This window comes from Pseudarthrobacter sp. C4D7, from assembly GCF_013359725.1.
Taxonomy (GTDB): Bacteria; Actinomycetota; Actinomycetes; order Actinomycetales; family Micrococcaceae; genus Arthrobacter.
Window position 1 is genome coordinate 36,926 of the sequence record NZ_JABFMW010000022.1, and the last position, 18,041, is coordinate 54,966.

Genomic DNA, 18,041 nt, shown 5'->3' on the forward strand with positions numbered 1-18,041 from the left:
CGGATGTAGGATGTCCTAGCTCGTAGTGAAAACTGTAAGTCCCATCACAGCGAGCGTCAAGTGGACTGAAGTGCGGCACGTGGCAGGGGGCTCGTGCCGGCCTGCCACTGAACCCCTACGGAATGGAGCATCCATGTCTTTGATCGTTGGCGCTTATGCCGCACAGCCCGGCGAGCCCGCGGACGAGTTCTACCAGGGGCTGGGAACCGTTCCCGCCGTCCGGGGACTCGAACTTCCCTATGGGCCCCTCGGGGGTGCCGGATGGCCGGCCGGGGCCCCGCGGGACTGGTCGGCAGTGGTGACCTCCATCCCCGGCACCATGCAGCGGCTTCAGGATGATCCAACTTTCGGCCTTGCCTCTCCGGACGCGGAAGGCAGGCGGGAAGCCCTCGGCTTCGCGGCCGGAATCCGGGAATTTGTGCTGGAACTTCAGGGCGAAGGACACGTGGTGGAGGGCGTGGAGCTGCATTCCGCCCCTGCGGCACGTGCCTCCGCGCGGTGGTTCAGGGAGTCCCTGAAGGAAGTCCTGGACTGGGATTGGGGCCCCGCCCGCGTGCTCGTGGAGCACTGCGACGCACCCCGTCCCGGGAGCCGGCCGGAGAAGGGATTTCTGCCTTTCGTCGAGGAGGTGGATGTGCTCCGGTCCTTGCAGGACCAGGGGAGTGCGCCGGTGGACATGGTGGTCAACTGGGCCCGCTCCGTCATTGAAAGCCGAAACCCCGGCACTGCTGCGGAGCACATCGCACACGCCCGGGAAGCCGGCGTCCTGGCGGGGGTGATCTTCTCTGGGTGTTCCCCGGAGGAAACCGGGTTTGGCTATCCCTGGATCGATGCCCACCTGCCGGCCGCTGAGGTGGAGGGTGCGCCGGGCAGTTCGTTGCTGACCTCCGATGAAATCCGCCGGTGCCTCGTCGCGGCGGGGGAGCCGCCCATCACGGGCTTCAAGATCGGCCTGCCCCGCGAGGGGCTTTCCGTACTGCAGCGGGTGGAGCGGCTCAGGCAGATGTGCGCCCTGGTTGAGGGGCATCGTCCACGGTGACGCTGCCTGAAGCGATATCGAAGCGGAATGTCCTGGATCGCACCACGGGCAAGCCGGCGCGCAGCCCTTCGATTGAGAACCGGAGTTCCAGGACGTCACGCTCCACATCCTCCGCGGCCAGGGTGTAGGAGGGCGTGAAATAGAGCGCCTCTCCGCCGGCCTTGAGGTCGGCTGTGGGGAAGGCGGCGGCTCCGGGGCCTGACAGCCGGACCCGCTCAACTGTTATGCCGCCGTCGTTCCTGGCCCGGCCGGTAAAGGCAAGGATGTCCCCTGCCTTGTAGCCGGGGACGATGGGGCCGTAGTTGAGGTCCTGTGCTTCACGGGTGCCCAGGACCTGGCCCTGCCCGGCCGCGTAGCCTTGGCCGATCTCCTTCGACGCCGCTCCCCAGTCCGCCCCGCCGGGCGCCATGACGTGGAATTCGCCCGCATGCTGCCACTCGGGCGGCAGCCCGGGTGTGACGGACCGGAGTTCGATGTCGAAGCTGAGGCTGGCCTCCTGCTTCGGGTTGCCGGACGTCTCCGGAGGGGTGCTGAGCTGGCCGGTCAGCTGCGCGGCCGGGATGGAGGCGAACACGATTTCGCGGTAGCCCTGGCGCTCGTACAGGACGCCGATGTTGCCGTCCGGCAGCCGGGTGGCCGTGGAGTACGCCGAGCTTCCCGCGCACAGCAGCACCCGTGCGGGCCAAGTGCGGCCGTTGTCCGGGGACAAGCTCAGGACGGTGTTCCGGCGGAGGGCGGTGTCCTGGTTGTTGGTTGCCAGCAGCCAACTGTCCGTGTCTGGTGCGGCAAGGCCGGCCACGGAAGGAAGGCCGTCGAAGCGGGTCAGGGAGCCGTTGTCGCTGGGATCCGGGAGGTCCCCGACGGGAGCCAGCGCACTCCAGCTGCGGCCGCCGTCGGCGGACGTGGCGGCCAGCCGGCGCGGAGTGGCGCGGCTGTGGAGGAGCAGCCGGCCGTCGTCCAGGGCGGCCACCTTGTTCTCGTTCGGTGCGGCGCCGTGGGTTTCGGCGCTGATGAGGTCCCCAAGCGTCCAGCTGTCCCCATGATCGTCGCTGTAGGCCGACGCTGCCATGATCGCACCGCCGCACAGGAGGACGAACTGCTGAACCAGCCGCCCGCGTAAAGGTCCGGCATGGACCTGGGTTCCCTGCCCTGCCGCGGCGAAGATTCCCGTGATGTCCCGGCCGGGGACGGAGCCCTTCAGCTCGGCGGTGAGCCGCCGGTGCCGCCAGCTGGCGCCGTCGTCGTCGGACCAGCTGAGGTCGCAATGCTGGATGAAGTCGTCGTCCGGCGCCGTCCCGGTAGTGGATTCGAAGAATCCGGCGCGGGTGCCGGCGGCATGGAACAGGAAAATGCGTCCCGTGTCCGCGTCCACCAGCAGGCTGGGGTCGCCGAAGCCTTCCAGGCCGGTTCCGGTCCGCACCACGTGCTGGGCGCTCCACGTCCGGCCGTTGTCCGTGCTGCGACGCAGCAGGAGGTCGATAGGGCTTGGAAGATCGTCCAGGTTGGGGCGGCCGTCGTAGGCCGCCAGCAGTGTGCCCCTGGTGGTGACGGCCAGTGCGGGAATGCGGTACTGCCGGTATCCGCCGCGGCCGCGGGTGGCCAGGACGCGTTCCACGGTGGGGGAGGCTGCGAGCGCTGGAGCAGAGAGATAGGACGTCACATGTTTAGTCTAGCTTTCCGCTCCACCGGCCCGGCCCCTCAGCCTCCCGCCAGCACCGGCGCCGTGAGCCTGCCGTCCCGCATGGTGGCCACCGCATCCGTCAGAGGTACAAATTCGGTGTCATGGGTGACCATCACCGTGGCCACGTTGAACTCCGTGGTCACCTCCCGCAGCAGCCCCACGATCGCGGCGCTCCGTTCGTGGTCCAGTGCCGCCGTCGGCTCATCCACCAGCAGCACCCTGGGGCTGCCCATGAGCGCCCGGGCAATGTTCACGCGCTGGCGCTGGCCGCCGGAGAGCTGGTGGGGCAGCTTGTCCGCGCCCGCGGACAGGCCCACCACGTCCAGCAGCCCCGCTGCCCTGGCACGGGCTGCTTTGGCGTTTTTCCCCCGCAGGTGGTCGCTGATGATGAGCTGCTCGACGGCGGTGAGCGAAGGAAGCAGGTTGGGTTGCTGGAAGATGATGCCCACTTTGTCTCGACGCAGTGCCGTCAGCTCCCTGTCCTTAAGGCCCGCGGTGTCGGCGCCGTCCACGAGGACCTGGCCGCGGGTGGGGCGGACCAGGGTGGCGGCGGTGGCCAGCAGGCTGGACTTGCCGGAGCCCGAGGGGCCCACGAGGGCGACCAGCTGGCCCGCCCGAGCGGTGAGGTTCACCCGGTCCAGGGCGGTGGTGGTCCCGCTGCCGTCCGGGTATTCGAGGGTGACATCGACCAGGCTCAAGGGGGTGGAGGTGCTCATGTCCGGGGTTTCCTTTCGGGGAGGGGGTTTAGTTGCCGCCGAGCGCCAGGAGCGCATCGACCTTGGTGACGCGCCGGACAGCCAGCGCGGCGCCGGCCAGGCCCAGGGCAACGATCCCGACGACGGGAACCACCGTGGTGCCCAGGGTCAGCTGGAAAGGGGCCGCCTGGGCGGCGAATGCACCCGCGGCCACCCCGACAGCGCCGCCAACCCCGGCCCCGGCCAGCAGCACGATGGCCGCCTGGGTCATCGCGTCGCGCAGGATGTAGCCGCCGGCTGCGCCCATGGCTTTGAGGACCGCAATGTCGCGGGTGCGCTGGATGGTCCAGACGCTCAGGAAGGCCACGATCACCAGGGCCGAGATGCCGTACAGGAACGCCTGCATCAGGGTGAGGGACCCGTTTTCGCTCTTGAAGGAGCCCAGCGCCTGGAAGGAACCGGTGCGGGACTCGCTCACCGTGTTTGCGGCCGCGTCTGCCGCGGCCTTATCCACGGCGGCCCCGTCCGCGTGGGTCACGGCAACGACGGTGGCCAGCTGCCCGCCGTCGGACACGTGCGCGGCCTTCGCCCACGCCGGCAGCGCAGTCCACACCACGCTGGTGTGCGCGTACCACTGGTCCGGGACCACGGCCGCGACCGAGAGGTCCACACCGCCCAAAGACACCGTGCCGCCCTGGCCCACCGACAGGGCCTCCGCCACCGAGGAGCCCACCACGGCCGTGCCGGCGGAGACCTCCATGGGAGCCAGCAGGCTGCCGGGGGAGACTCCAAACACCGCAACGTTCGCGGTTCCCGAACCGTCCGCCGTCTGCGCCCTCGTCTGGGTGATGCCCACCGGCTCGGCGGACTGGACGCCCGGCTGCCGTTGCCAGCTGTCCACCTGGGCGGCGGTCACGGAGCTTTCGGTGTAGGACGCTTTGGGGGAACCTGCGCCGGGGGCGCCGAAGGCAATGGTGTCCACCGGCTTCGCGGCGCCTGCACCCAGTTTTGCGATGGCTGACGTGGATTGCTCGGCGAGGCCCGCGGTCAGGCCGGACAGCATCACCAGCAGCAGGGTGATCAGGGCTACGACGCCGCCCATCATGGCGAACCGGCCTTTGGCGAAGCGGATATCGCGGATTGCCAGGAACACGTTGTTTCTTCTTTCAGCAGGGTGGATTGTTTTGTCCTTCCACTCTCCCGGCCGGAGCCGGACCGGGCATCGCAGGGACGGTTGATCCGGCGGCGCAAAAGGGTGGAACCCGGAGTCAACCATTCGGTTGATCCCCTCCACCGGGTCCCCGGCATAAGCTGAGGGAATGCCTGCCACGCCCCTGCCGAAACCACAGGAGAAGGCCGCAGCCAACCCCTCCCGCGGGCCCTTGGATGCACTGGAGAATGCGTCATCGGCCGCCATCCTCCGAGTCCTGCGGGTCACGCTGCACGCCGGGTTCGCGCTCCTGCTGGCCGTCGGTATGGTCCGGACCCTGGCGGTGGGAGGTTCCCTGCGCTGGGTGTGGGCGGCCACCGCCGTGGTCCTCGCTGCCGTTTACCTCGCCGGCACTGTCCTGGAGAAACGCCACGCGGAGGGGCGGAGCGGCATGGACCCGCGCCGCTACGGCCTGTTGTGGCTCTGCCTGGTCACGGCCTTGTGGGTCTTGCTGCTTGCCGGCAGCGCCGATTTCGCCTGGCTGGCCTTCCCCATCTTCTTCCTGCACCTGCACCTGCTGCCGCGGCGTGCCGCACTCCTGACCGTCGGCCTGATGACGGCGGCGGTGGTCGCCTCCCAATGGGCCGTCAGTGGTGCCCCCGTCCCGCATGCGGCGGCCGTCGTGGGACCTGTCCTGGGCGCGGTCTTCTCCGTCATTACCGGCCTGGCCTACGCGGCCCTGTACCGCGAGGCCGAAAACCAGCGGCGCGCGGCCGATGAGCTGCGGCGGACGCGGCAGGAGCTGGCCCGGTCCCAGCACCAGGCGGGCGTGCTGGCGGAGCGGGAGCGGCTGGCCCGCGAAATTCACGACACACTGGCGCAGGGCCTGTCCAGCATCGTGCTGCTGGGCCGGGCGGCCGGGCAGTCCCTCGCCGAGGGGGACGCCGCCACAGCTGGCGGCCGGCTGGCGCTGGTGGAGCAGACCGCCGCGGACAACCTCGCCGAGGCGCGCCGCTTTGTCCGCGGCCTGTCCTCACCGCAGCTGGACGGCAGCACCCTGGTGGAAGCCCTGGACCGGCTGTGCCGCAGGACCGGGACGGAGGCCGCGGCGGCAGGGGCGCAGCTGCGCTGCCGGCTGGAGGTGGACGGGGAACCGCAGGACATTCCGCAACCTGCCCGCGTTGCCCTGCTGCGGGCGGCGCAGGCGAGCCTTGCGAACGTCCGCGAACACGCCCGGGCCGCGAACGCCGTCGTCAGCCTCGCTTTCCTGGGCAGTGAGGTGACCATGGACGTGTACGACGACGGCACGGGCTTTGACCCGGAGGCTGCGGCGGGTGCCTTGGACGCAGCGGACGGCAGCGGATTCGGGCTGCGCTCGCTGCGGGACCGCGTTGCCGCGTTGAACGGCACGCTTGCCGTGGAGTCGGCGCCGGGCGAGGGTACGGTGGTGGCGATCAGGCTCCCGGTGGTGGACCCATGACCGACGTGCGGGTGCTGCTGGTGGATGACCACCCCGTGGTCCGCGCCGGTCTGCGTGCCATGCTGACCGGCTTTGAGGGCATCTCGATCGCCGCCGAGGCCGCTGACGGCAGGGCCGCGCTGAAGGAACTGGCCCGGTTGGCGGCCCTGGGTGAAGCCCCTGACGTGGTGCTGATGGACCTGCAGATGGGGGAGGGGATGGACGGCGTCACGGCCACCGCCGAAATCCGGAAGCTGGCCGCTCCACCGCCGGTGCTCATCCTTACCACCTATGACACCGACGCGGACATCCTCGCCGCCGTGGAGGCGGGGGCCAGCGGCTACATGCTCAAGGACGCGCCGCCGGCGCAGCTGCGGCAGGCGGTGCTGCAGGCAGCTGCGGGCGGGACGGTCCTGGCGCCGCGTGCGGCCGCCCTCCTGATGGACAGGATCAGCAACCCCGGAACGTCGCTGACTCCGCGGGAGGTGCAGCTGCTGGAACTGCTGGCCACGGGCCTGTCCAACCGGGCCATCGCCAGGCAGGTCTTCATCTCCGAGGCCACGGTCAAGACCCACCTCGTGCACATCTACGGCAAGCTGGGCGTGGACAACCGCACCGCCGCGATCGCCGCGGCCACCCAGCGGCGGATCATCAGGCCGCCGGGCGCCAAAGGCTGACCTGTCGGCGCAGCGCGGCGGCAGGCGGCATGTGACGGCCGTCGCAGTGCAGTAGGTTTATTCCACTGTGCTTACAGGGGCCGCCGTTTCCAGGCCACGTTGTTCAAAGGAGAATGAATGTCCCGTCCGGTTCCAGCCGTTGATGCCCTTCTCGCCACCTATGGTGCGACCGACGCCTGCGCCGCCGAGCTCCTGTGCGACAGCCACGACCCCGGCGCCGTTGCCTTTACGGTGGTTGAGGCCGATCTCTCCGCAGAGGACATCACCTATGGCGGGCTCCGGGAGCGCTCGGAGCGGGGAGCCGCGGCGCTGGCGGAACTGGGGGTGGGTCCCGGGGACGCCGTGGCCACCCTGATGGGAAAGTCGGCAGACCTGGTGGTCATGCTGCTGGCCATCTGGCGGCGCGGGGCGGTCCACGTGCCGCTGTTCACGGCCTTCGCGTGGCCTGCCATTGAACTTCGGCTGAACGCCTCAGGCGCCAAGGTGGTCATTACGGATCCGGACCAGCGGGTGAAGATCCAGGAAACCGGGGCTGCCGTACTGGTGGCCGGTGCAGAAGCCTCCGCGCCGGATCTTGCGCTCACTCCGCTCCTGGCCAGGCAGCAGCCCGGGATCGCCGCCGAAGCCGTGGGCGGTGACGGCGACCTGGTGCTGATCTTTACCTCCGGGACCACTGGCGCCCCGAAGGGCGTGCCGGTGCCGGTGCGGGCACTGGCAGCATTCCGCCAGTATGTCGAACTGGGCCTGGACGTCAGCGAAGAAGACGTCTTCTGGAACGCCGCGGACCCCGGCTGGGCCTACGGCCTGTACTACGGGATCCTCGGCCCCATGGCTGCGGGACGGCGGAACATCCTGCTGCGCCCCGGGTTCTCCCCGGAACTCAGCTTCAAGGTTCTGGAGGCGTTCTCGGTGACAAACTTCGCCGCTGCACCCACCGTGTACCGCACCATGCGGGCCAAGGCGGGCGCCGGAACCGGGCCGTTCAAGCTCCGGCGTGCCTCTTCCGCCGGCGAACCGCTGACCCCGGAAGTCATCAGCTGGGCCCGGGAGGTGCTGGGCGCCCCGGTCCGGGACCACTACGGGCAGACCGAACACGGAATGATGATCATCAACGCCTGGCATGACGAGGTGCGGACGGAGCTGAGGCCCGGATCCATGGGCCGGCCCCTGCCGGGTTGGAGCTGCACGGTCCTCAAGGACAACGCCGACGAGCCGGCCGGCCCCGGGGAACTGGGCCGCGTCGCCGTCAACGTGGCAGACAGCCCCATGATGTGGTTCAAGGGCTACCAGGATGCATCGAAGAAGACCGCCGAAAGGTACAGTGCCGACGGCAAGTGGTACCTCACCGGGGACGCGGGCATGGTGGATGCCGATGGCTACTATTTCTTCTCTTCCCGCGACGATGACGTGATCATCATGGCCGGATACCGGATTGGCCCCTTCGACGTCGAAAGCGTGCTGTCCACCCACCCGGCGGTCCTGGAAAGCGCCGTGGTGGGCGCTCCCGACGAACTGCGCGGGGAAGTCCTGGAGGCCTACGTTGTCCTGGCGGACGGGACTATCGGCAGCGAGGCACTGGTGGCCGAACTCCAGTCCATGGTCAAGACCCAGTTCGCTGCCCACGCCTACCCGCGCCGCATCCACTTCGTGGCGGACCTGCCCAAAACGCCGTCCGGAAAGCTGCAGCGCTACATCCTGCGGCAGCAGCGGGCGGCGGCTACCGGAAGCTAGCGGGGCGGGCCGTCCGTTCGGTGTCTATCCAGTAGCGGCGCTTGCCGTTCCGCGTGTCCTCATACACTCCGCCGTTCCGCTCGATGGTTGCCCGCGAGCCTGCGTTGTCCTCATCGCAGGTCAGGAGAACTTTCGTGATGCCGCGTTCCCGTGCCAGGGGCAATGCGTCGGCGAGGGCCCGGGCAGCGTGGCCGCGGCGCCTGGCCGACGGCCGGACGCTGTAACCGATGTGCCCGCCTTCATTCAGGAGGTAGCCGTTCAGTTCGTGCCTGATGGCCAGCGACCCCAGGACCGTCCCGCCGTCGGCAATCCACAGGTAGGTGCACGGCACGTAGCCTGGCTTCCGCACCGTTTCCGGCAGCGCATCCTTGACCAGGGTGTCCACGAAGGTGCCGAAGGCGGTTGGGTCGCCGAGGCTTTCCAGCGGCCATCCTTCGGCCCCGGCGCCGTCCAGGTGGGCGCCCTGAAATTCCGCGGCTGCCTCAAGCCAGGAAGCGTGGAGGGCTGGATCCGGGGTAATGAGCTGGGCCATCACAGCATCGTGTTCGACGGTTACCCGCCCGGTGCCGTGCCGATGGCCACGCGGGAACCGGTTCCCGGGAAGTTGCCGCCGGGAGGTAGCATCTCCGGGGGACCCTTTTGCGGTCTGGAAAGGGACGGTAAGTGGCGGGCATGCACTCGATAACGGCGGCTCCCAGGGACTCAGCAGGTCGGGACGAGTTACTCCAGGAGTACGGTTTCTCCTTCTTCAGCGGCGAGGAACAGCAGCCGGGCGTGGACGGGACGCCGGCCACGGAGCCCCTTCAGAACCTGGTCCAGCTGGCAGCGAAGCTCTGCGGTGTGCCCTACGGCGTGATCAACGTTGTCACGTCTGATGAACAGCAGCAGGTGGCCGCCATCGGGTTCGAGGCCGCCGTCTGCGCCCGCGAAGACTCCATGTGTGCCCAGGTGTTCCTTTCCGGAAAGACAACGGTTGTGCCGGATGCGTCCCAGGACCCCCGCCTCGCATCGAATCCGTTCGTCACAGGCGAGATCGCCAACGTCCGGTTTTACGCCTCAGTGCCGCTGGAAACGTCCTCGGGGTTCGTGCTGGGGTCGCTGTGCGTTTTCTCCCACGTGCCCGGCATCCCCGGCCGGGACCAGCTGGACATGCTGGAGATCCTGGCCCGCCAGGCAGTGCAGCTCCTGGAACTCCAGCGGCGCACCCTGCAGCTGAACACCGCCCTGGACGAGGTCAGGGAAAGCAACGCGAAACTGGCGGAGTTCGCCGGCCGCGTCAGCCATGACCTGCGGGGGCCCCTCACCACCATGCTGGGTTACGTGGAGCTCGCCGGGGACGAAGTGGACGTTGACCATCCGGCAGCCGACTACCTGGAGATCATCGAAGCCAGTGGCCGCCGGATGCTTGCCATGCTCGAAGACGTCCTGACCTACTCACGGATGGGCGGGGGCATCCAGCGCCGGAATGTGTCCCTCCGCAGGACGGCTGCCGACGTCGCCAAGGACCTGGGCCTGTCGTTCGGGCCCGGCGCGGTCCTGGACAGCGAGGATATGACCCTCCACGTGGATCCCGGCCAGCTGCGCACGCTGCTGCAGAACCTGGTGGCCAACGCCGTCAACTACCGGAGCACAGACCGGGAGCTGAGTGTGCGGATCAGCGGTATCTCCAACTACCAGGGGACCACGCTGCTGGTGGCGGACAACGGCAAGGGGATCGGCCCTGCGGACCGGCACCGCGTACTGGAGCCGCTCGTCCGGCTGCACCGGGAGGGCGACGGGCAGGGCTCGGGCCTCGGCCTGGCCATTTGCCGGCGGATTGCTGAGGCCCACGGCGGGGAGCTGAGCCTGAAGGAGACTCCGGGAGGCGGCACCACGGCCGTGATCAGCTTCCCCGCGGAACTGTAGACGGGTTAAACGGGCCCGGGCCGGCCGCTGGGTGCGGCCGGCCCGGGACCCGCGTGATGCAGGCTAGTCCAGGTCGAACCGGTCCAGCTCCATGACCTTGGCCCAGGCAGCCACGAAGTCGTGCACGAACTTCTCCCTGGCGTCATCGCTCGCGTACACCTCGGACAGGGCCCGCAGCTGCGAGTTGGAGCCGAAGACCAGGTCCACGGGCGTGGCCGTCCACTTGAGTTCGCCGGTGGCAACATCGGTGATCTCGTAGATGTTCTCCTCCGACTCGGAGGCCTTCCACTTGGTGCCGGGCGAGAGCAGGTTGACGAAGAAATCGTTCGTCAACACCTGCGGCTTGTCCGTCAGTACGCCGTGGGTGGAGCCGCCCACGTTGGTGCCCAGGGCGCGCATGCCGCCCAGCAGCGCCGTCATCTCCGGCGCGGAGAGGTCCAGCATGTACGCCTTGTCCAGCAGCAGGGTTTCCGGCTGCACCTTCGCGCCGGGACGCAGGAAGTTGCGGAATCCGTCGGCCTTCGGTTCCAGGTACTGGAAGGACTCGACGTCGGTCTGCTCCTGGGTGGCGTCCGTGCGGCCCGGACGGAACGGCACCGTGACGGGGAACCCGGCGTCGGCTGCTGCCTTTTCCACGGCGGCGGCGCCGCCCAGGACAATCAGGTCCGCGAGCGAGACCTTCTTGCCGCCGGTCTGCGCCGAATTGAATTCCTCCTGTACCCGCTCAAGCACGGGAAGCACGGCAGCCAGCTGCTCCGGTTCGTGGGCCTCCCAGTTGCGCTGCGGCTCCAGCCGGATCCGGGCGCCGTTGGCACCACCGCGGCGGTCCGTCTTGCGGTAGGTCGCTGCCGATGCCCAGGCGGTGCCCGCCAGCTGCGGGACGGTCAGGCCGGAATCAAGGAGTGCAGCCTTCAGCTGGGCGACGTCCTGCTCACCGATCAGTTCATGGTCGACGGCGGGAACGGGATCCTGCCACAGCTGGGCCTCCGGAACCCACGGACCCAGCATGTGCGGACCCACGGGGCCCATGTCGCGGTGCAGCAGCTTGTACCAGGCCTTGGCGAAGGCCAGGGCGAACTGGTCGGGATTGTCCAGGAAGCGGCGGCCGATCTTCTCGTACTCCGGATCGAAGCGCAGCGACAGGTCCGTGGTCAGCATGGTGGGCCGGTGCTTCTTGTTGGGGTCGTGCGCATCCGGGATGATCTCGGGAGCGTCCTTGGCCACCCACTGGTGGGCGCCGCCCGGGCTCTTGACCAGTTCCCATTCGTATTCGAAGAGGATCTCCAGGAAGCGGTTGCTCCACTGCGTGGGCTTGTCCGTCCAGGTGACCTCCAGGCCGGAGGTGATGGTGTCGCCGCCCTTGCCGCTGCCGTAGGTGCTGAGCCAGCCCAGGCCCTGCGCCTCAAGGTCCGCACCCTCCGGTTCGGGTCCCACGTGCGCGTCTGCAGGGCCGGCGCCGTGGGTCTTGCCGAACGTGTGGCCGCCGGCGATCAGCGCGAACGTTTCCTCGTCGTTCATCGCCATGCGCTTGAACGTCTCACGGATGAACGCCGCAGCTGCCACCGGGTCCGGGTTGCCCATGGGGCCTTCGGGGTTGACGTAGATGAGGCCCATTTCGGTGGACCCGACGTTGTCCGCCATTGTGCCTTCACCGGTGTACCGCTCATCGCCAAGCCAGGCGTCCTCCGGGCCCCAGATGATCTGCTCAGGCTCCCAGACGTCCTCGCGGCCAAAAGCGAAGCCGAAGGTCTTGAAGCCCATGGATTCGAGGGCTACGTTGCCGGCGAGGACCAGCAGGTCGGCCCAGGAGAGCTTCTGGCCGTACTTCTGCTTGACAGGCCACAGCAGGCGCCGGGCCTTGTCCAGGTTGGCGTTGTCCGGCCAGCTGTTCAGCGGGGCGAACCGCTGGCTGCCGTCGCCGGCGCCGCCGCGGCCGTCGTGGACGCGGTAAGTACCGGCAGCGTGCCAGCTCAGGCGGATCATCAGTCCGCCGTAGTGGCCAAAGTCCGCCGGCCACCAGTCCTGGGACGTTGTGAGGACCTGGCTGATGTCCTGCTTGAGGGCTTCGACGTCGAGCTTCTGGAATTCCTCGCGGTAGCTGAAAGACGGGCCCAGCGGGTTGCTTGCCTGGCCGTGCGTGTGCAGCACGGAAAGATCCAGCTGGTTGGGCCACCAGTCCTGGTTGGTGCGCGGCCGGTGCCCTTTGGGGGTGGGCGAATCGATCGCAGGGTTTTCGCTTTCACTGCCCTGGGCGGTGGCACTGCCATGGGCCACCGGGCACCCGCCCTCAACCTTCTGGTCCAGGCCCTGTGCACTCCCGGGCGTGGGGACCGGGGGATGGTCTTGGGGTTCGGTCATGTGCTTATTCCTTCCGTTGGGCCGAGGCCGCGGTTGGACTCGGGCAGCCGGTGCAACCCTCCTATTTGAACATGGACGGGTGACAGGGGGAGACCCTCCTAAGCCATGGGTGAAACCCTGCCTGTTTTTGACCTTCTTTGAGGAAGTTGTTCGGCTCTTCCTGACGGCTTTTCTCCGCCGCCGGAATATCTTCCGGGCGCTCCGTCTTGTCGCAAGAGGGCCCTTTGGCGGCCCGACGTCCCGCCGCGACGCAGCGCGCGGGCCTCCGCCCAGGCGTGAGGCCGTGCTGGCGCGCGGATGCAACCAAGCAGCTACCAGAAGGAGCACTATGACCATCGGAGCAGGAACAGCAGCGGGCAACGGACGGACGGCCTTGGTGGTGGGGGCCACCGGCATCGCGGGGTCCGCCCTGGTGGATACCCTGGCCGGCGGAGGCTGGGACGTCCTGGCCTTGTCCCGCCGGCCCGGAGCCGACCGGGCCGGCGTCAGGTGGCTCTCCGCGGACCTGACCTCGGCTGAGTCCCTGGCCGCCGTGCTCGGTCCGGAGAATCCGTCCCACGTCTTCTTCACTGCCTGGTCCCGGCGGGACACGGAGGAAGAGAACATCGCCGTCAACGCCGGCATGCTGCGGGATCTCCTGGCTGCCCTGCGGGGCAAGGACGTGGCCCACGTTGCCCTGATGACCGGACTTAAGCATTACCTGGGACCGTTCGAGGCCTACGCGGCCGGAGAAATGCCGGACACGCCTTTCCACGAAGAAGAGCCGCGGCTGCCGGTCCAGAACTTCTACTACGCCCAGGAGGACGAACTGTGGGCCGCGGCGGCGGAACAGGGGTTCACCTGGTCCGTGCACCGCGCCCACACCGTGATTGGGCACGCGGTGGGCAACGCCATGAACATGGGCCTCACGCTCGCCGCGCAGGCCACCCTGTGCCGGGACAGCGGGGAGCCATTCGTCTTCCCCGGGTCCGAGACGCAGTGGAACGGCCTGACCGACATGACCGACGCCGGCCTGCTGGCCGAGCACATGCTCTGGGCTTCCACCACCCCCGCGGCCGGCAATGAGGCCTTCAACATCGTCAACGGCGATATGTTCCGGTGGCGGTGGATGTGGCCGAAGCTTGCCGCCTACTTCGGCGTGGAGTGGGAAGGGTTCCAGGGGGAGCCGCGTCCCCTTGAGCAGTCCATGGCAGGCAGGGAAGACCAGTGGCGGCGGATTGCCGCGGAGAACAACCTCAGCGAGCCGGACCTGGGCCGCGTGGCGAGCTGGTGGCATACCGACGGCGACCTGGGGCGGAACATCGAAGTGGTGACGGACATGGGCAAGAGCAGGGATGCCGGCTTTACCGGGTACCGGCGGACGCTGGACGCCTTCACCGCACTGTTCGACCTGGACCGCGCCGAGAACCTGATTCCCTGAGCGGGGCGGCCAGGCCCGGCCGCCCGCAGCCGCCCCCGTACGCCGTGAGAGAACCCGGCAAGTTCCTCTGTAACTGCCCGGCTAAGTCCCAGTTTCCGGACGTACACTGACCTTCGCACCACGTTTGTGGACACACCGTCAGTTTGGAGCCGCCCATGCTCTGGAAGCTACTCGTTGAATACCTGCGGCCGCACCGGCCGCTGCTGGCCGCCGTCGTGGTGTTCCAACTGGCGCAGTCCATTGCGTCGCTGTACCTGCCCACGCTGAACGCGGACATCATCGACCAGGGCGTGGCCCGCGGCGATACCGGCTACATCCTGTCCACGGGCAGCGTCATGCTGCTCATAACCCTGGTGCAGATCGCGTGCGCCGTGGTGGCCGTCTACTTCGGCGCCAAGGCCGCAATGGGCCTCGGCCGGGACCTGCGCGGGGCCATCTTCGAGCGGGTGGGGCAGTTCTCCGAACAGGAAGTCACCAGGTTCGGCGCACCCAGCCTGATCACCCGATCCACCAACGATGTCCAGCAGGTCCAGCAGCTGGTGCTGATGTCAGCCACGCTGATGGTGGCCGCGCCCATGCTCAGCATTGGCGGGGTGATCATGGCCATCCGGCAGGATGCCCAACTGTCCTGGCTGATTGCCGTCTGTGTCCCGGTGCTGCTGATCGCCGTCGGGCTCATTGTCACCCGGATGGTGCCGCTGTTCCGCAAGATGCAGGCCCGGATCGATACCGTGAACCGGGTGCTGCGTGAGCAGCTGACCGGCATCCGGGTGGTGCGGGCCTTCGTCCGCGAGGACATGGAAACCGAACGGTTCGCGGGCGCCAACGCCGATGTCACGGATGTTGCCCTCCGCGCCGGCCGCCTGATGGCCCTGATGTTCCCCACGGTCATGCTCATCCTGAACGTCTCCAGCGTGGCGGTGATCTGGTTCGGTGCGTTCCGGATCGAGGACGGGTCCATGCAGGTGGGCACGCTGATCGCGTTCCTGAGCTACCTGATGCAGATCCTGATGTCCGTCATGATGGCCACCTTCATGGCGGTGATGATCCCGCGCGCGTCAGTGTCAGCGGACCGGATCGGCGAGGTGCTGGGCACCAGCTCCAGCGTCCTGCCGCCGGAGCACCCGGTCACCAGCGCGGTCCGGCGCGGTGAGCTGGAAATGCGCGACGTCGGCTTCGCCTACCCGGGTGCCGACCAGCCCGTCCTGGCCGGGATCAACTTTACGGCCCGGGCGGGGCAGACCACGGCCATCATCGGCAGCACCGGCTCGGGCAAGACCACCCTGGTGAACCTGATGCCGCGGCTCTTCGACGTCACCTCCGGGGCGGTGCTCATGGACGGCGTGGACATCCGCGACCTGGACCCGGACCTGCTGTGGGGGCACATCGGCCTGGTGCCGCAGCGGCCCTACCTGTTTTCCGGCACCGTGCGCAGCAACCTGCTGTACGGCAACCCGGACGCCACGGAGGAGGAGCTCTGGACTGCGCTGGAGATCGCCCAGGCGCGGGACTTCGTGGAGCAGATGGAGGAGGGCCTGGACGCGCCCATCTCCCAGGGCGGCACCAACGTTTCCGGCGGCCAGCGGCAGCGCCTGGCCATCGCCCGGGCGCTGGTGAAGCGGCCCGAGCTGTACATTTTTGACGATTCGTTCTCCTCGCTGGACACCGGCACCGATGCCCGGCTGCGGCAGGCGCTCAAACGCAACATTGCGGGGGCCACCATGGTGATCATCGCCCAGCGGGTGTCCAGCATCGTGGATGCGGACCAGATCCTGGTGCTCGACGACGGCAGGATCGTTGCGCAGGGCGCGCACCATGAGTTGCTGGAGACATCGGAGACGTACCGCGAGATCGTGTCGTCCCAGCTGGCAGCGGAGGAGACGGTATGAGCCACGGTCCAACTCCCGCTGGCGGCACCAAAGCCGGGCCCGCCTCCGCAGGCGGCCAGGACGCCGTCGTACGCATCCCCAGGCCGCGCGGCGGCCCAGGACACGGCGGACCGTTCGCTGGGATGAACGTCCCGGCGGAGAAGGCGATGAACTTCAGCGGCTCCGCCAAACGCCTGCTGGGCACGCTCCGGCCCGAGCGGTTCTGGCTGGTGCTGGTGCTGTTCATGGCGGTGGCGGGCGTGGTGCTGCAGGTGATCGGCCCGCGGCTGCTCGGGGAGGGCACCAACCTGATCTTCTCCGGCGTGGTGTCCAAGCAGCTGCCGCCGGGCGTGACGCAGGCGCAGTTGATTGCGCAGCTGCGGGCGGCGGGGGAGAACCAGAAGGCGGACATGCTCAGCGCCATGACGCTGACGCCCGGCGCGGGGATCGACTTCGCGGCGCTGGGCAGCGTGCTGACCTGGGCGCTGGTGCTGTATGTGTTGGCGTCGGCGTTCATGTGGGGGACGGCGTATGTGCTCAACGGCGTGGTACAGCGGACGGTGTTCGGGCTGCGCGAGCAGATCGAGGCGAAGATCAACCGGCTGCCGCTGCGGTATTTCGATTCGATCCAGCGCGGTGAGCTGCTGAGCCGGGTCACCAACGATGTGGACAACATCTCGCAGAGCCTGCAGCAGTCCATTTCGCAGGCGGTGACGTCGGTGCTGTCCGTGGTGGGCGTGCTGGTGATGATGTTCATCCTCTCGCCCACGCTGGCGCTGATCGCCTTGGTGACCATTCCGCTGACGCTGGGGATCACGGCGTTGATTGCCAAGCGCTCGCAGAAGCTGTTTGTGCAGCAATGGAAGAACACGGGTGAGCTGAACGGGCAGATCGAGGAGACCTACACCGGGCACGCGTTGGTGAAGGTGTTCGGCCGGCAGCGCGAGGTGGGGGAGCGGTTCCGGCAGAAGAACGCGGAGCTGTATGAGGCGAGCTTCGGGGCGCAGTTCATTTCCGGGTTGATCATGCCGGCGATGACGTTCATCGGGAACCTGGTGTATGTGGGGATCGCCGTGGTGGGCGGCCTGCAGGTGGCGTCCGGGGCGATGCAGCTGGGCGATGTGCAGGCATTCATCCAGTACTCGCGCCAGTTCACCCAGCCGCTGGCGCAGCTGGGGTCCATGGCCAACCTGCTGCAGTCCGGAGTAGCGTCTGCCGAGCGGGTGTTCGAGCTGCTGGATACGGAGGAGCAGTCCGCCGATCCCGTTGGTTCCGGGCTGCAGAGCCCTGATGGTGCCGGTCGCGGGCGGCTGGTGTTCGAGGATGTGTCCTTCTCGTACTCGCCGGATAAGCCGTTGATTAGTGGGCTGTCCCTGGTGGCGGAGCCGGGGCAGACCGTGGCGATTGTCGGTCCGACCGGGGCCGGCAAGACCACGCTGGTGAACCTGATGATGCGGTTCTACGAGCTCGACGGCGGCCGGATCACGCTGGACGGCGTGGACATCACCACCATGAGCCGGCACGACCTGCGCTCGCGGATGGGGATGGTGCTGCAGGATACGTGGCTGTTCGGCGGGACCATCCGAGACAACATTGCGTACGGGCGGCCTACAGCTTCTTCGGAGGAGATTCTGGAGGCGGCTACGGCCACGTATGTGGACCGGTTCGTGCACTCCCTGCCGGAGGGGTACGACACGGTGCTGGATGACGAGGGTGCCAACGTGTCGGCCGGTGAGAAGCAGTTGCTGACGATTGCCCGGGCGTTTCTGGCGTCGCCGTCGGTTTTGATTCTTGATGAGGCGACGTCATCGGTGGACACCCGGACCGAGGTGCTGGTGCAGAAGGCCATGAGCGCTTTGCGTTCTGACCGGACGTCCTTTGTCATCGCCCACCGCCTGTCCACGATCCGCGACGCCGACCTCATCTTGGTGATGGAGGCCGGGCAGATCGTGGAGCAGGGCACGCACGCTTCTTTGTTGGCTGCGGGCGGGGCCTACGCGCGGTTGTACGAGGCCCAGTTCGCGGCGCCGGTGGCGGAGGTTTAAGTTGTACAAAGGT

The 18,041-nt window shown here is 68.2% G+C and carries 13 protein-coding genes; 8 read left to right on the top strand and 5 right to left on the bottom strand.

What is annotated here, in order from left to right:
* Nucleotides 1-133 precede the first annotated feature (133 nt).
* Nucleotides 134-1,039 carry a DUF4862 family protein gene (locus HNO81_RS14730; RefSeq protein WP_175318853.1) on the top strand — a complete coding sequence of 302 codons (906 nt, stop codon included), beginning with the start codon at nucleotides 134-136 and terminating at the stop codon, nucleotides 1,037-1,039.
* On the opposite strand, the gene HNO81_RS14735 is transcribed toward HNO81_RS14730, so the two are convergent.
* The 3 genes from HNO81_RS14735 to HNO81_RS14745 are packed head-to-tail and all read right to left on the bottom strand — an operon-like array spanning nucleotide 996 to nucleotide 4,568.
* Nucleotides 996-2,699 carry a sialidase family protein gene (locus tag HNO81_RS14735; RefSeq protein ID WP_175318854.1) on the bottom strand — a complete coding sequence of 568 codons (1,704 nt, stop codon included), beginning with the start codon at nucleotides 2,697-2,699 and terminating at the stop codon, nucleotides 996-998. The two genes, HNO81_RS14730 and HNO81_RS14735, sit on opposite strands and share 44 nt — an antisense overlap.
* Before the next feature lie 38 nt (nucleotides 2,700-2,737).
* Nucleotides 2,738-3,436 carry an ABC transporter ATP-binding protein gene (locus HNO81_RS14740; RefSeq protein ID WP_175318855.1) on the bottom strand — a complete coding sequence of 233 codons (699 nt, stop codon included), beginning with the start codon at nucleotides 3,434-3,436 and terminating at the stop codon, nucleotides 2,738-2,740.
* A gap of 28 nt (nucleotides 3,437-3,464) precedes the next feature.
* Complete coding sequence (locus HNO81_RS14745; RefSeq protein WP_175318856.1) at nucleotides 3,465-4,568, bottom strand: ABC transporter permease; 1,104 nt, start codon at nucleotides 4,566-4,568, stop codon at nucleotides 3,465-3,467.
* Nucleotides 4,569-4,734: 166 nt separating this feature from the next.
* On the opposite strand from HNO81_RS14745, the gene HNO81_RS14750 reads away from it, so the two are divergent.
* The 3 genes from HNO81_RS14750 to HNO81_RS14760 all read left to right on the top strand — a co-directional run bounded on the left by HNO81_RS14750 (nucleotide 4,735) and on the right by HNO81_RS14760 (nucleotide 8,432).
* The gene (locus tag HNO81_RS14750) at nucleotides 4,735-6,045 is read left to right on the top strand and encodes a sensor histidine kinase (protein ID WP_175318857.1); all 1,311 of its coding nucleotides are present in this window, start codon (nucleotides 4,735-4,737) and stop codon (nucleotides 6,043-6,045) included.
* A complete protein-coding gene (locus HNO81_RS14755) occupies nucleotides 6,042-6,701 on the top strand; it encodes a response regulator transcription factor (protein ID WP_175318858.1) in 660 nt (219 codons plus the stop codon). Before HNO81_RS14750 ends, HNO81_RS14755 begins: the two co-directional genes overlap by 4 nt.
* A gap of 117 nt (nucleotides 6,702-6,818) precedes the next feature.
* Nucleotides 6,819-8,432, top strand: coding sequence for an AMP-binding protein (locus HNO81_RS14760; protein WP_175318859.1), 1,614 nt, complete (start codon nucleotides 6,819-6,821; stop codon nucleotides 8,430-8,432).
* Here the strand turns inward: HNO81_RS14760 and HNO81_RS14765 are convergent.
* Nucleotides 8,419-8,964 carry a GNAT family N-acetyltransferase gene (locus tag HNO81_RS14765; protein WP_175318860.1) on the bottom strand — a complete coding sequence of 182 codons (546 nt, stop codon included), beginning with the start codon at nucleotides 8,962-8,964 and terminating at the stop codon, nucleotides 8,419-8,421. The two genes, HNO81_RS14760 and HNO81_RS14765, sit on opposite strands and share 14 nt — an antisense overlap.
* A 140-nt stretch (nucleotides 8,965-9,104) precedes the next feature.
* On the opposite strand from HNO81_RS14765, the gene HNO81_RS14770 reads away from it, so the two are divergent.
* Complete coding sequence (locus tag HNO81_RS14770; RefSeq protein ID WP_175318861.1) at nucleotides 9,105-10,337, top strand: GAF domain-containing sensor histidine kinase; 1,233 nt, start codon at nucleotides 9,105-9,107, stop codon at nucleotides 10,335-10,337.
* A gap of 63 nt (nucleotides 10,338-10,400) precedes the next feature.
* On the opposite strand, the gene katG is transcribed toward HNO81_RS14770, so the two are convergent.
* On the bottom strand, nucleotides 10,401-12,695 hold the full coding sequence (katG, locus tag HNO81_RS14775) for a catalase/peroxidase HPI (RefSeq protein WP_175318862.1): 2,295 nt from the start codon (nucleotides 12,693-12,695) through the stop codon (nucleotides 10,401-10,403).
* Nucleotides 12,696-13,023: 328 nt separating this feature from the next.
* Here katG and HNO81_RS14780 point away from each other — a divergent pair, with 328 nt between their 5' ends.
* The 3 genes from HNO81_RS14780 (at nucleotide 13,024) to HNO81_RS14790 (ending at nucleotide 18,028) form a co-directional block, all read left to right on the top strand.
* Nucleotides 13,024-14,115, top strand: a complete 1,092-nt coding sequence (locus HNO81_RS14780; RefSeq protein WP_175318863.1) for an SDR family oxidoreductase — start codon at nucleotides 13,024-13,026, stop codon at nucleotides 14,113-14,115.
* A 155-nt stretch (nucleotides 14,116-14,270) separates the two neighbouring features.
* Nucleotides 14,271-16,004 carry an ABC transporter ATP-binding protein gene (locus tag HNO81_RS14785; RefSeq protein WP_175318864.1) on the top strand — a complete coding sequence of 578 codons (1,734 nt, stop codon included), beginning with the start codon at nucleotides 14,271-14,273 and terminating at the stop codon, nucleotides 16,002-16,004.
* Complete coding sequence (locus tag HNO81_RS14790) at nucleotides 16,001-18,028, top strand: ABC transporter ATP-binding protein (RefSeq protein WP_305791424.1); 2,028 nt, start codon at nucleotides 16,001-16,003, stop codon at nucleotides 18,026-18,028. The genes HNO81_RS14785 and HNO81_RS14790 overlap by 4 nt, the downstream gene beginning before the upstream one ends.
* Nucleotides 18,029-18,041 lie beyond the last annotated feature (13 nt).

Bases quoted from the DNA above. Each gene is read 5' to 3' on its own strand.
- HNO81_RS14730 (WP_175318853.1), top strand. From the start codon at position 134: ATGTCTTTGATCGTTGGCGCTTATGCCGCACAGCCCGGCGAGCCCGCG.
- HNO81_RS14740 (WP_175318855.1), bottom strand. From the start codon at position 3,436: ATGAGCACCTCCACCCCCTTGAGCCTGGTCGATGTCACCCTCGAATAC.
- HNO81_RS14750 (WP_175318857.1), top strand. From the start codon at position 4,735: ATGCCTGCCACGCCCCTGCCGAAACCACAGGAGAAGGCCGCAGCCAAC.
- HNO81_RS14755 (WP_175318858.1), top strand. From the start codon at position 6,042: ATGACCGACGTGCGGGTGCTGCTGGTGGATGACCACCCCGTGGTCCGC.
- HNO81_RS14760 (WP_175318859.1), top strand. From the start codon at position 6,819: ATGTCCCGTCCGGTTCCAGCCGTTGATGCCCTTCTCGCCACCTATGGT.
- HNO81_RS14765 (WP_175318860.1), bottom strand. From the start codon at position 8,964: ATGGCCCAGCTCATTACCCCGGATCCAGCCCTCCACGCTTCCTGGCTT.
- HNO81_RS14770 (WP_175318861.1), top strand. From the start codon at position 9,105: ATGCACTCGATAACGGCGGCTCCCAGGGACTCAGCAGGTCGGGACGAG.
- katG (WP_175318862.1), bottom strand. From the start codon at position 12,695: ATGACCGAACCCCAAGACCATCCCCCGGTCCCCACGCCCGGGAGTGCA.
- HNO81_RS14780 (WP_175318863.1), top strand. From the start codon at position 13,024: ATGACCATCGGAGCAGGAACAGCAGCGGGCAACGGACGGACGGCCTTG.
- HNO81_RS14785 (WP_175318864.1), top strand. From the start codon at position 14,271: ATGCTCTGGAAGCTACTCGTTGAATACCTGCGGCCGCACCGGCCGCTG.
- HNO81_RS14790 (WP_305791424.1), top strand. From the start codon at position 16,001: ATGAGCCACGGTCCAACTCCCGCTGGCGGCACCAAAGCCGGGCCCGCC.